General features: G+C 72.9%; 9 protein-coding genes and 2 pseudogenes. 8 read left to right on the forward strand and 3 right to left on the reverse strand.

Translation table 11 applies throughout. The features are described from left to right. Positions 1-226: pseudogene (locus MKL01_RS12405) on the forward strand (hypothetical protein); the annotation flags it as partial. Between the two features lie 133 nt (positions 227-359). Then, positions 360-644, forward strand: a complete 285-nt coding sequence (locus MKL01_RS12410) for a hypothetical protein (RefSeq protein WP_243905527.1) — start codon at positions 360-362, stop codon at positions 642-644. Between the two features lie 34 nt (positions 645-678). Here the strand turns inward: MKL01_RS12410 and MKL01_RS12415 are convergent, their stop codons facing one another. Then, the gene (locus tag MKL01_RS12415) at positions 679-2,166 is read right to left on the reverse strand and encodes an HlyD family efflux transporter periplasmic adaptor subunit (RefSeq protein WP_243905528.1); all 1,488 of its coding nucleotides are present in this window, start codon (positions 2,164-2,166) and stop codon (positions 679-681) included. 317 nt (positions 2,167-2,483) lie between these two features. Between MKL01_RS12415 and MKL01_RS12420 the strand changes: the two genes are divergently transcribed. The 6 genes from MKL01_RS12420 (at position 2,484) to MKL01_RS12445 (ending at position 11,685) form a co-directional block, all read left to right on the forward strand. Next, positions 2,484-3,122 carry an OmpA family protein gene (locus MKL01_RS12420; protein ID WP_243905529.1) on the forward strand — a complete coding sequence of 213 codons (639 nt, stop codon included), beginning with the start codon at positions 2,484-2,486 and terminating at the stop codon, positions 3,120-3,122. After that, positions 3,119-4,102: an efflux RND transporter periplasmic adaptor subunit gene (locus tag MKL01_RS12425; protein ID WP_243905530.1), complete on the forward strand. Its 984-nt coding sequence runs from the start codon at positions 3,119-3,121 to the stop codon at positions 4,100-4,102. The genes MKL01_RS12420 and MKL01_RS12425 overlap by 4 nt, the downstream gene beginning before the upstream one ends. Next, positions 4,102-7,188, forward strand: coding sequence for an efflux RND transporter permease subunit (locus MKL01_RS12430; protein ID WP_243905531.1), 3,087 nt, complete (start codon positions 4,102-4,104; stop codon positions 7,186-7,188). The genes MKL01_RS12425 and MKL01_RS12430 overlap by 1 nt, the downstream gene beginning before the upstream one ends. Continuing rightward, positions 7,185-8,918, forward strand: a complete 1,734-nt coding sequence (locus tag MKL01_RS12435; protein ID WP_243905532.1) for a caspase family protein — start codon at positions 7,185-7,187, stop codon at positions 8,916-8,918. The genes MKL01_RS12430 and MKL01_RS12435 overlap by 4 nt, the downstream gene beginning before the upstream one ends. 47 nt (positions 8,919-8,965) lie before the next feature. Then, entirely contained in the window at positions 8,966-10,741 is a 1,776-nt protein-coding gene (locus MKL01_RS12440; RefSeq protein WP_243905533.1) for an AsmA-like C-terminal region-containing protein, read from the forward strand. Positions 10,742-10,917: 176 nt separating this feature from the next. After that, positions 10,918-11,685, forward strand: a complete 768-nt coding sequence (locus MKL01_RS12445) for an efflux RND transporter periplasmic adaptor subunit (protein WP_243905534.1) — start codon at positions 10,918-10,920, stop codon at positions 11,683-11,685. A 78-nt stretch (positions 11,686-11,763) separates the two neighbouring features. On the opposite strand, the gene MKL01_RS12450 is transcribed toward MKL01_RS12445, so the two are convergent. After that, a complete protein-coding gene (locus tag MKL01_RS12450) occupies positions 11,764-12,519 on the reverse strand; it encodes a DUF2076 domain-containing protein (RefSeq protein ID WP_243905535.1) in 756 nt (251 codons plus the stop codon). A 215-nt stretch (positions 12,520-12,734) separates the two neighbouring features. After that, positions 12,735-13,134 (reverse strand): annotated as a pseudogene (locus MKL01_RS12455) (outer membrane protein); the annotation flags it as partial.

The following is a 13,134-nucleotide window of genomic DNA, read 5'->3' on the forward strand; positions in this document are numbered from 1 at the left end:
GGCGGCCTGGGCGGCGTCCTTGGCGGCGGAGCGCCGGGCCGAGCAGGCGGTCGCGAACGAGCAGCGCCGTCGCGCCGCCGCCAAGGACGCCGCCCAGGCCGCCCGCGCCCGCATCGCCCGGCCCCAGGCGGCACCGACCGCGCGGATCCGGTCCGAGGCGCGCGCCGCCGCCCCGGCCCCGCGCGCGTCGGGCGGCGCGTCGACGATGATCGGCATCGGATTTTGACGGGGAGGGGCGCCCTGCGCAGCCACGACCCCGCGAACGCGGAGATCGTGAGCCGAGAGGCGGCATGGCGCCGCCTCCGGATCGAGCGGCGTGCCGTTGGGGCACGCTCGGTCACTTCAGTGAGGACGGACAGGTGAAGCGCATCGTACCCAATCTGATACAGGCGGCGGCGTTCGCCCTCTGCTGCGCCGCGGCGCTTCCGGGCTCCGTCCGGGCCGATACCCTCCGTCACGACGGCGTCCGTTGCGCGGGCGTCTGTGCCGTCGCCGACGCGCAGCCCAGGCGCCCGCGCCTGGCCACGCGTCACCACGCGATCCGGCACGATGTCGCCGCCCAGGCCGGCCTCCTGCTCCCGGAGCCGGCGATTAGGGTGCCGAGCCGCTACGTCAGCCTGCTGATTCTCGGCGTCGCCTACTGAGCGGCGGCCGGGCCGCGCGACGGGGCCGGCGGACTCAGCGCGGTTCGACGGCGACCGGCCGGATCGTGTCGCCCTCGCGCAGGAACGCGCCGGCGCGCGCCACGACGGCCTCGTTCTCGGAGAGCCCGCTCCGGATCTCGACCTGCCGGCCCTTGAACAGCCCGGTCGTGACCGGGCGCACTTCGATCTTCCCCGACCGGACCACGTAGACCGTCGGTCCGTCGGGCGTGTGCACGATCGCCGAGGCGGGGGCGGCGATGCTGCAGCGCTCGCCGAGCGCGATCAGCGCCGTCGCGAACTGGCCCGCCCGGGGCGGGGGATCCCCGTCGCCGTCGAGCTGGATGTCCACGCGCCCGAGTTGGGTCGCCGGGTCGAGATCCTGAGCCACGAAGCGGACCCGGCCCGCCCGCGGCTCGTCACCGAGCGGCGTCACTGTGGCGCTCTGCCCGGGACGGATCCCGGCGAGCGCCGCCCAGGGCGCCTCCGCGCGCAGCGCGAAGGCCGCATCCGCGGCGATCCGGAAGACCGGCAACCCCGTCGGGGCCCCGTCCGCCGACGCCTGGAGCAGCACGCCGTCGACCGGGCTCCGGACGCCCCCCGCCCGACGGTCCCGCGTGCCGGCCCGCTGCGACTCGGCCAGCACCTGCCCGGCTTTCACCGCTTCGAGCGGCCGGACCAGGAGGTGGGCGTCGCCGGCGCCCAGGTCGTCGGTCCCGGGCCGCACCTCGACCTCGCGCAGGGGCGCGATCCGCCCGGTGACCCGGACCCCGTCCGGAAAGCAGAGTTGGTCCGCACGGATGACGCTGGCCGAGATCGAGATCAGCTGGTCCGATGCGGCCGCGGCGCCTGCCGCGTTCCGCCCGTCGCCGCCGTCCGGGTTCTCGCCCCGGCGGGCGGCGTACCAGACGCCGGAGACGATCGGCACCAATAGGATCCCGATCCCGGCGGTCAGCCATTGGCGGCCGCCGAGCCGTCTGACCAGGGACGGACGTCCGGCCTCCGCACGGGCGCCCGGCAGGCTGACGCGGAAGGCGTGGACCGGGCGGGGCAGGTTCTTGAGCTTCTGAGGGCCGAGATCGCGGAACGCCGCCTGGACCTTCCCGGAGACGGCCTCGTGCAGAGACCGAGAGATGCAGATCCCGCCCGGCTCCGCGATTCCCTCCAGCCGCGAGGCGATGTTGACGCCGTCGCCCAGGAGATCGCCGTCGACCTCGACGACGTCGCCGATGGTCAGGCCCATGCGGAACCGTACCCGCTGTTGCGGCGGGGTGTCCCGATCGCGCGCGGCGAGTTCGGCCTGGATCGCCAGGGCGGCGCGGAGCGCCTCGACCGCACTTGGGAACTCGGCCAGGATCGCGTCGCCGGCGGTGTTGAAGATGCGCCCGCCGAAGCGCGTCATGGCCTCTGCGAAGACGGTCTTGGCGGCGGCGAGGCGGAGGAGGGTGGCCTCCTCGTCCTCGGCCATCAGGCGCGAATAGCCGGCGACGTCGGCGGCCAGGATCGCCGCAATCGTCCGCTTCACCGGCGGCGATCCTGTACTGGATTCACGTCCGCGTCGTCGCTGGAGGCCGAGGGAAAGACTGGCATACCGGGCGTCCGGCCAATCGAGGCCATGATCACGCGCGATCTCCTGTCCCTTGTCAAGCCGGCCTGTTTGCGGTGCGGCGGTCTTGGGACGAGTAGCTTCCGCGGAATAGGTAGTCTGGACTGATCTCGAACCAGCCGGATCCGAACTCGGACGGCAATCAAGGTATTGATTTCGATATAGAGTCATGGGAAAAGCGAAGCCTAAGGCATTTGCGCCCGCGTGACTGATCTCCTGCAATGTTCGGAAAACCGATGCGCGCACAGAAAGTGTCGTTGGCCCTCACGTGCGCGGCGCTGAGTCTCGCTGCCCTCCCGGCCCGGGCGCAGACCGTCAGCGACGTGCAGATCCTGAAGGCGCTGTCGCCGGCGCCGGAGGCGCCCCGGACGCGCGGCCTGACGCTCGGACCGCAGGCACCGCCCCCGCCGGCCGCCTCAGTCGACACCGCCTTCGTCGACAGCCTGCGCGGCCGGTCCAGCCGGTCCCTGTCCATGGGCGAGCGCGAGAAGCTCGGTGCCGTCGCGGCGGCGAAGCCGCAGATCGATCTGCCCATGGAGTTCGATCGCAACTCGGACGTCCTGCACGGGCAGGCGCTCGAGAACGCCAACAACCTCGGCCGCGCCCTGTCGGATCCGTCGATGCGCGGGCAGACCGTCATGATCGCCGGGCACACCGATGCGCGGGGCTCGGATGCGCTCAACCAGAAGCTCTCCGAGCGTCGCGCCGACGCGTTGAAGCAGTTCCTGGTGCGAACCTACGGCCTGCCCGCCGCCGACCTCATCACGGTCGGCTACGGCAAGAGCCGGCTCAAGAACCCGACCGACCCCGAGGGTCAGGAGAACCGCCGCGTGCAGGCGGTCAACATGCTGCAGGCCAAGTCGGCCTCGCGATGACCGGCGCGGGCGGGGGACGTCCCCGCGGCTGCGGGACCGGCGTCTCGGCCGAGCGCCGGACCCTGCGCGCCCTCGTTCTCCTGCGGTGCCACCCTGTCCGGGTCGGGTGTCTGCTGATCCTCGCCGCCGGCCCGGCGGCGGCGCAGAGCACCCCCGAGGGCACGCGCGTGCTCGGCGTGCGCGCGGGCTCGGCCTGCCTGACCGAACGCGTGCGCCTGACCGGCTTCGCCCGCCCGCACGAGGAGAGCGGTGCCGGCGTCCCGTTCGACGGCTACCGCGTCACCGAGATCCTGGTCGGCCTCGGCGACACGGTCACCGCCGGGCAGGAGATCCTGCGCGCCGCGCGCGGCGGGCAGGGCGCCGCCTCGGCCGCACCGCAGGCGCCCGAGACCTACGCGGTCCGCGCGCCGATCGCGGGGCGGATCACGCGGCTCGACGCCCGCGTGGGCGCCCTGACCGCGGCGGCCTCCGCCGCCGAGCCGATGGTCGGCATCGCGGCCGACCAGGGCATCGACCTCATCGTCGACGTCCCCAGCCTCCACGCGCCGAAGATCAAGGCCGGGACAGCGGCGCAGATCCGGCGCGACGACGGATTCGAAGCGCGCGGCACCGTCCGGTCCCCCGTGGCGGAGGTCGATCCGCGGACCCAGCTCGGCCGGACGCGCATCTCCGTCGAGCCGGCCGACGCCCTGCGCTCCGGCCAGTTCGCCAGCGCGACGATCGAGACTGCCCGCGATTGCGGCCTCGCGGTCCCGCGCAGCGCCATCACCTACCGCGACGGCGAGCCGACGGTGCAGGTCCTCAACGGAACCAAGGTCGAGACCCGCGGCATCCGCACCGGGCTGGCCGGCGACGAGGTCGTCCGCGTCCGCGAGGGATTGGCCGAGGACGAGTCGGTGGTCGCCAGCGCCGGCGAGGCCCTGCGGACCGGCGACCGGGTGACCCCGGTGATCACCGGCAAGGTCGGGGACGCGCGCTGATGTCCGCCAACTTCTCGGCCCTCGCGATCCGGCGCCCGCTCCCGTCGATCGTGGCCGCCATCGTCCTGCTGGCGCTGGGCTGGGTCAGCTTCACCCGCCTGCCGGTCACGCGGCTCCCCGCGGCCGACATCCCGCTGATCTCGGTCGTCGTCGTCCAGCCCGGGGCGGCCCCCGCCGAGATCGAGAACCAGATCACCAAGGTCGTCGAGGACGGCGTCTCCAGCGTCGAAGGCGCCCGCCACATCATCTCGTCGGTCACCGACGGTCTCTCGGTGACCACCATCGCGTTCCGGCTCGAGACCCGCACCGACCGCGCGCTCAACGACGTCAAGGACGCCGTGACCCGCGTGCGGGCGAACCTGCCGCAGAGCGCGCGCGAGCCGCTGATCCAGCGGGTCGACGTGGTCGGCCTGCCGATCGTCACCTACGCGGCGAGCGGGCGGGACAAGAGTCCCGAGCAGATCTCGTGGTTCATGGAGAATACGGTCAAGCGCTCGCTCCAAGACGTGAAGGGGGTCGCCGAGGCCGCGGTGATCGGCGGGGTGCAGCGGGAGATCCTGGTCTCGCTCGACCCGGACCGCATCGAGGCCTTCGGGCTGACGGCCGTCGACGTGAGCCGGCGCCTCTACGGCACCAATGTCACGGTCACGGGCGGCCGGGCCGAGATCGGCGGCCAGGACGAGGCGATCCGGACGCTGGCCTCGGCGCGGACGCTGGAGGAGCTCGCCGGCACGATGATCACCCTGCCGGCCGGCGGGCAGCTGCGCCTGGAGGATCTCGGCCGCGTCACCGACACGGTGGCCGACCGGAGCACCTTCGCGCGGCTCAACGGCGAGCCGGTGGTCGCCATCGGCATCAAGCGCGCGCAGGGGGCGAGCGATGTGGTCGTCGCCAAGGCGATCGCCCAGCGGGTCGAGCGGATCCGCGCCGAGAACCCGGAATACAGCCTCGACCTGATCGACACCTCGGTCGACTTCACCCTGGGCAATTACGATGCGGCGATCCACACGCTGTTCGAGGGCGCCATCCTCGCGGTGGTGATCGTATTCCTGTTCCTGCGCGACTGGCGGGCGACCGTGATCGTCGCGGTCTCGCTGCCGCTGTCGATCTTCCCGGCCTTCTGGGCCATGGAGGCCCTCGGCTTCTCGCTCAACCTCGTGAGCTTCCTGGCGATCACCCTGTCCACCGGCATCCTGGTGGACGATTCGATCGTCGAGATCGAGAACATCGTTCGCCACATGCGCATGGGCAAGACCGCCCTCCAGGCGGCGATCGACGCGGCCGACGAGATCGGGCTCGCGGTGATCGCGATCTCGCTCACCATCATCGCGATCTTCGTGCCCGCGAGCTTCATGTCCGGCGTGGCGGGGCAGTTCTTCAAGCAATTCGGCGTCACGGTCGCGGTGCAGGTGTTCTTCTCGCTGCTGGCGGCGCGGTTCGTCACGCCGATGCTGGCGGCCTACCTGATGAAGCCGCACCCCGAGCGCGTCCGCCCGCCCGGGGCGGCCTCGCGCGCCTACACGCGGATCGTCACCTTCTCGGTCCGGCATTACGGGCTGACGCTGGTCCTGGGCCTCGCCTGCTTCGCGGCCTCGATCGGCTCGCTCTACCTGCTGCCGAAGGGATTCCTGCCCGCCCAGGACTCGGCGCGCTCCGTGATGGCGCTGGAACTGCCGCCCGGCACGCAGCTCTCCGACACCGAGAAGGTCACCGAGGACGTCGCGCGGGTGATCCGCGGGCTGCCGGAGGTCCGGAGCGTGTTCGTCGACGGCGGGCGCGTGCCGAAGGAACCCATCGAGTCGCGCCGCGCCTCGTTCATCGTCACCTACAAGCCCAAGGCCGACCGCGCCGTGACGCAGCGCGACCTGGAGCGCGAGATCGGCGCGCGCCTGCGGCAGGTGCCCGACATCCGCTTCTATTTCGTCGACGAGAACGGCCTGCGCGCGGTCTCGCTCGTGGTGCGCGGCGCCGAGCCCCGCATCGTCGCCAACGTCGCCGACGAGCTCGCCGGGCAGATGCGCCGGCTCGCGGGGGTCGCCAACGTCGTGTCCGGCACGACCCTCGACAGGCCGGAACTCCGGATCCGGCCGCGCCTCGACCTCGCCGCCCGGCTCGGCGTCTCGCCGACGCTCCTGGCCGAGACGGTCCGCGTGGCGACGATCGGCGATGTCGGCCCGGCGCTGGCCAAGTTCGATGCCGGCGACCGGCTGGTGCCGGTGCGCGTGCAGCTCGACGACCGGGCGCGGGTCGACCGGCGCGTCCTGGAGCAGCTGCGGGTGCCCAAGGGCGTCGGCTCGATCCCGCTGGCGGCGATCGCCGACCTGGAGTTCCAGCAGGGTCCGACGAACATCACCCGCTACGACCGGATGCGCCAAGCGACGGTGGCCTGCGACCTCACGGCCAACGCCGCGCTGGGCGACGTGCAGCGGGCGATCGACGCGCTTCCGGTCATGGCGTCGCTGCCGCGGGGCGTCACCGTCGACAAGGGCGACGATGCCGAGAGCCTGGCCGAGCTGGCCGACGGCTTCACCACGGCCATGGGCGCGGGCCTGATGATGGTCTACGCGGTGCTCGTCCTGCTGTTCGGGTCGTTCCTGCTGCCGGTGACCATCCTGTTCTCGCTGCCGCTGTCGCTCGGCGGCGCGGTGATCGCCCTATGGGCGACCGGCAACCAGCTCACCATGCCGGTCTATATCGGCATCCTGATGCTGATGGGCATCGTCACCAAGAACGCCATCATGCTGGTCGACTTCGCCCTGGAGGGGGTCCGGCACGGGATGACGCGCGAGGCGGCGATCATCGACGCCGGGCAGAAGCGGGCCCGGCCGATCGTCATGACCACCGTGGCCATGGTGGCGGGGATGCTGCCCTCCGCCCTGGCCTTCGGGATCGGCGGGGAGTTCCGGTCGCCGATGGCGCTCGCGGTGATCGGCGGCCTGATCCTCTCGACGATTCTGTCGCTGATCTTCGTCCCCGCGGTGTTCATCGCGGTCTCCCGACTTTCTGACCTGCGCGTCCCGCGCCGCGGCCGCGTGCCGGCGCCGGACCGGCACGGCGCGGCGCGACCGGAGGGACACGCGGCATGAGCAGGTCGGGCTGGTCCGCGACGCGGTTTCCGGGGAGGCTGCGCACGATCGTGCTGGCGGCCTGCGCGGCCGCGGCCGCCCTGGCGGTCGCCGGCCCGGCGGCCGCCGAGGGACGCGCCGCCCTGGTCGTCGCCGAGGCCGCCTACCCGGACAGCGACGCGGTCCTGCCGACCCCGGTGGGCGACGCGGGTGCCATGGCCGAGGCGCTGCGGCGCCGGGGGTTCACCGTGACCACCGCCGACAATGCCGGCCGGGACACGCTGAAGACCGCCGTCGACCGGTTCGTCCGCACGGTCGAGCCCGACGGCGTCGCCCTGGTGTTCTTCGCGGGCTACGGCATCCAGGTCGGGCGCCGGAACTACCTGATCCCGCTGGATGCGCGCGTCTGGAGCGAGTCCGACGTGGCCCGCGACGGCATCTCCGTCGACGGGCTGATGGACGCCCTGGCCAAGCGCCAGGCCGGGATCCGCGCGCTGATCCTGGACGCGTCGCGGCGCAATCCGTTCGAGCGGCGCTTCCGCAGCTTCTCCCAGGGGCTGGCCCCGATCCCGGCGCCGCCGGGCGTGATCGCGCTCTCGGCGGCGGCGGCCGGCGGCGTGGTCGGCGACGGCGCCGGCCCGCGCAGCCCGTTCGTCACCGAGCTGGTCCGCCAGATCGCGACCGATGCCAGCGTCGACAAGGCCTTCGAGGCGGTGCGGGACGCGATGGCCAAGCGCGGACCCAACGTGCCGCCTCCGGCGATCACCTCCGACCTGCGCGAGACGTTCTTCTTCGATCCGGATCGACCCCGGGTTGCAATGGCCGCACCGCCCGCCCCCGAGCCCAAGGCGGCTCCGCCGGCCGCGCCGAAGCCCCCGGTGGCCAAGCCGGACGAGTCCGAGACGCGTCCGGAGCGGGAGCGCGAGCAGGCGACCCGCGATTTCCAGACGGCGGAACGCGCGGGCACCGCAGCCGCCTACCGGGATTTCCTCAAGCGGCACCCGACCGGCCCGCTCACCGAGAAAGCCAACGCGGCTCAGGCCCTGGCGGAGGCCGCCGAGCGGAAGGCGGAGGCGAGGAGGGCGGAGCAAGACGAGCAACAGAAAGCGGAGCTGCGCCGGGACGAGGAGCGCCGGGAGGAGCAGCGACGCGCGGACTCACGCAAGGAAGAGGAGCGACGCGCGGACTTGCGCAAGGAGGAGGAGGAGCGACGCGCGGACCCCCGCAAGGACGAGGAGCAGCGCCGCGGCGAGCAGGAGCGGCAGCGCCTCGCGGAACTCGACGATCGGATCCGCCGCGATCCCCGCGACGAGGGGGCCTATTACGAGCGCGGCCAGTTCCACGCCCAGCGCGGCGACACCGCGGCGGCGATCGCCGATTTCGACCGGGCGATCCGCCTCAACCCCGCGAGCCCGGAGGCCTACAACAACCGCTGCTGGCTCCACGCGGTGGCGGGTGATCTGCGGCGTGCGCGTTCGGATTGCGACGAGGCGCTCCGGCTGCGCCCGGGCTTCCTCGATGCCCTCGACAGCCGCGGCCTGGTGAACCTCAAGTCCGGGGCGCTGCAGGCGGCGGTCTCCGATTACGGCGAGGCGCTCAAGCGCGACGCCCGGCACAGCTCCGCCCTCTACGGGCGCGGCCTCGCGTTGAAGCGCCTCGGCGACGAGGCGACCGGCGGCCGCGACATGACGAGCGCCTTCGCGCTCAACCCGCAGATCGACAAGGAATTCGCGACCTACGGCGTCCGTTGACGGGTCACGGGGATGGATTGACCGAAGCAGGATCGGATCTCTTCACGATGGCCGCGTCCCCGAACGTCCGAAGGGTGTCGATCGCCGCGACCGCAATCGTCCTGACGATCGCGGTGGCCATTCTGGCGATCCGGTGGCTTCCGAACCGCTTCGGGAGCCTCGTCGAGCAGCGGCTCGCGCGCGAGACCGGATTGCAGTGGCGCATCGGCGACCTCGCGGTCGATGTCTTCCGCGGCCTCGCGCTGAACGACGTGTCGATCCGCAGCGTGGACGGGCTCGAAGCCCATCTCGGCAGGGTCTTCGTGCGCCCGCCCGTCGCCGTCCTGTTCGGCGGCGGCGGTGCCGTGCGGGCGGAGGCTGAAGCCGCAAGCCTGACGCTCCCCCTCGACCGATTGCCGTCGGGATCGGAGGCGCGGCGCGCCGGCACGCCCTCGCGCGGCCTCGCGGGGATCCAGGTGAGCCTCCGCGGTGCCGGGGTCGCGGCGGGCGAACGGAGCCGCACGCTCGCGCTGTCCGCCGGCACGATCGACGCCGTGGTCGATCTGACCGATGCACAGATCGGGGCCGGCCCGGCCCTTCAGCTGGATCTGCCCGAGAGCGGGCTGTCGATCGCGGTCGCCGGCGGTGCCGCGGGCACGGAGCGAGCCCTCACGGCGACCCTGGCTCCCGGCGACGGGCCGACGCTGTCGGCGACCGCGCGCGTCCTGCTCGGCGATTCGAGCCTTCGGATCGACCGGATCGCCGGCACGGTCGATCGTGCCCCTTTCACCGGCAGCCTTGTCGTGGATGCCTCGGGCACCAAGCCCCGAATCGAGGCGGCGTTGAAGCTCGAAGCGCTGGCGCTGACCGGGCCCGCGGCCAGCCTGCGGGTCGATCCGGCCGACGGGATCCTGGTCCCGGTGCGGATCGAGCGGGTCCCGGACCTGGCTTGGCTCGCCGGCTTCGAGGGGCGCGCGGGCGTGACGATCCAGCGGCTCGCGCTGGGCCCGGTCCGGGCGTCGGAGGTGGCGATCACCGCGCGGACGCGGGATGGGCAGCTCGATGGCGCCCTGGACGGTGCCGCGCTCTACGGCGGCACGGCGCGCGGCCGCTACGTCCTCGCGCCCGGGGATCGAACGCCGCGCCACGAGATCAGCCTGACGCTCTCGGGGGTGCGCATCAAGCCGCTGCTGGATGCGGCCGGGCTGTCGGGCCTCGACGGTGCCGGCGCCGCCCGGATCGACGTCGGCGCGCAGGGCTTCACGGGCCGTGAGATCCTGGGCAGCGCCGCGGGCCAGGCCGAGATGACGGTGACCGACGGGCGGATCGATGGCCTCGACCTCGCCCGCGCGGCCGGCCTGACGCGGCTTGGCGGCGGGCTGGCCACCCGCCTCGACCGTCTCGGCGCGCACGTGGGCATCGCGGACGGGCGCGCGACGAGCAACGATGTCCGGCTCAAGACCAACCTCATCGAGGCCGAGGGCATCGGCGCGCTCGACCTGATGAACGGTACCATCGACCTGCGGCTCAAACCGGTCACGGTCGCGGCCGGCGGGCGCCTGGACGTGCCGATCCGGATCTCCGGACCGTGGAACAGGCCGTCCGTCGATGCCGATTTCTCCGGCCTCGCGCGGGACCCGGCGGGTCTGATGGACGGTCTGACGAACCTCGGGTCGGGCCTCCTCGGCGGTGACGGCGCGGGGGCGCCGCGCCCCGAGGGCCGACCGTCCGGACGGGCGCGCGGCGGCGGTCCGCCGCGCGGGACGTTCGAGCGCGGGAACGGTCTCGGAGACCTTCTCGACGGCCTCGTCGGGCGCCGCGACACTCCCAGGAGCCGGCCATGATCACGGTGCGTCACGGCCGGGCGGCCCCCATCCGGTGGCCCGTGCCGGCGGCCGGGTCCGCTTCGCGCCAGGTTCGGCACGGTGGCCGCAGGCGGATCTCGACGGTCTCGGCGGTTTGCGCTCTCCTGGCTGCTCCGGCCGCCGCGCAGACGGCGCGGCCGGACATCACCAGCTCGGTGAGCGTGCGCCCCGCCCAGACCCGTTGCTTCACCGAGACCGTCGAGATGGCGGGCCACCTGACGCCGCGCGAGATTGTCGACGTCGGGCCGGACCGCGAGGGGTTCAAGGTGGCGCAGGTCCTGGTGGAGCCCCTCGATGCGGTCAGCGCCGGCCAGCCGCTGGCGAACCTCGTGCCGGTCGGAGGGGGCAACACGCCCGCGACCAGCGTGACGGCACCCGTATCGGGCACCGTGCTGCGGAGCCAGGGCGTGGTCGGTCAGCCGGTTTCGCCGCGGCAGGGACCGATGTTCCAGATCGCCGCGCAGGGTGAGATCGAACTCGTCGCACAGGTGCCGCTCGCCGTGCTGAGCCCCGTCAAGGCCGGGCAGCCGACGATCGTGCGTCCGTTGGGCGGGGGCGAACTGACGGGGCGCGTGCGGCTGATCGAGCCCGGGGCCGACCCCGCCGACCAGGCCGCCCGCGTCAGGATCGCGCTCACGACGCGCCCGAACAGTCGGGTCGGCACGTTCGCGCGCGGCACCGTGACGGTCGAGCGACGCTGCGGGCTCGGCATTCCGTATTCGGCGATCCAGTACAGCGCCGACGGGACGGTGGTGCAGGTCGTCGATGGCGAACGGATCGAGACCCGGCAGGTGGCGGTCGGCCTCCTGAACGGCGGCGATGCCGAGATCCGCTCCGGCCTCACCGAAGCGGACCTCGTGGTCGTGCGCGCCGGGGCGTTCCTGCGAGAGGGCGACCGTGTGAAACCGATCGTGGCGCGGTGATCCGGGATCGGGTCCGCAGCCGCCGGCCCGGCTCCGCCTAAGCGGAGCCGGGCCCTGCACTTCGGCGTAACCGGACGATCAGGTCCAGTCGCTGTCGTCGCCGCCGCCCAGGCCGCCGCCGAAATCGCCGCCCGGATCGCTGTAGCCCGCGTCCTGGAAGGCGCCCGCGTCGCCGCCGCTGTTGTCGAGGGCGGACCCGAGATCCTGGTTGCCGCCGTCGCCGTAGTAGTTGTTGACCACCGTCTCGCCGCCGCCGCCGAGGCCCGCCGCCGCCGCGCTTCCGAGGCTCGAATGACCGCCCGCGAACGCGTTCGACAGGGCGCTACCGAGCAGCATGCCGCCCGCCGCACCCGCCGCCATCGGCAGAGCGGTCGCCATGAAGCCGCCACCGCGCGCGGGCGCCTGCTGCTGGCCGGCCCAGGGCCCGCCCTGCTGCGGGTAACCCTGCTGGGGATAGCCGCCCTGCTGGGGGTAGCCTTGCGGCGGCCCGCCCGCGTTGCCCCAGGGCTGTCCGCCCGGCCGCTGCTGGCCGTAGCCCGGCTGCGGCTCCTGGCGCTGGCCGCCGCCGCCGCCGAAGATGCTCGACAGGAACCCGCCGCCGCCGGAGGATTGGGCCGACGCACCCTGGCGACGCGCCTCTTCGAGCTGCTGGTTCAGGCTCTTGATCGCCTCTTCCTGCACGTAGATCAGCTGCGCCATCGCGTAGGGCGCGTAGGGCTGCGCACGAAGCTTCTCGGCGATGAAGCGCTCGGCCTCCGCGTCGCGGGGCTGAGACTGAGCCTGCTCAAGCCGCTGGAAGATGCCCGAAATGACGTCGCGTTCTTCGCTGTTCATGGAGTTGTCCTCCTCGAATCCAACCCGCGGGCCCGAACGCGCCGCATGGCAGACACGACATGGGTGCGCGGCGACGCTTTGTCAGGGGCGATGACCAAAACTTCATTCGAGACCCCGGCCCGGGTCTCCGGAAAGCGAAAAGCCCGGCCTTTCGGCCGGGCTTCTCCATCTTGCGTTGGCTATGGGCGCGGCGCAGGCCGCGCCGGTCGCCGATCCTAGAACGTGCCGAACTTGTAGTTCAGGCCCGCGCGGACAACGGCGAACTCGTCGGAGCGGCGTCCGATGCCGCTGTAGACGACGGGGAAGTTGTTGGCGGCGTTGATGACGAACGCGCCCTGGTTGCGGGTGTTGCGGTCGAGGTTGACGTACAGGCCTTCGACCTTGAGCGTGACGGCCGCGGAGCGGAAGAAGTTCAGGAACGAGTCGGTGGGCGGGGCGTACTCGATGCCGCCGCCGACGGCCTAGCCGGTGCGGAAGCTGTCGTTGCCGGCAAAGCCGCCGCCCGAGCGGTCGGCGCTGCCCGACCCGTAGGCGAAGCCGCCGGTGCCGTAAACGAGGGTGCGGTCGAAGGCGTAGCCGAGGCAGCCGCGCACGGTGCCGAAGTAGCTGAGGCGC

Origin of the sequence: Methylobacterium sp. J-070 (assembly GCF_022829385.1) — a bacterium.
Classification (GTDB): Bacteria; Pseudomonadota; Alphaproteobacteria; order Rhizobiales; family Beijerinckiaceae; genus Methylobacterium.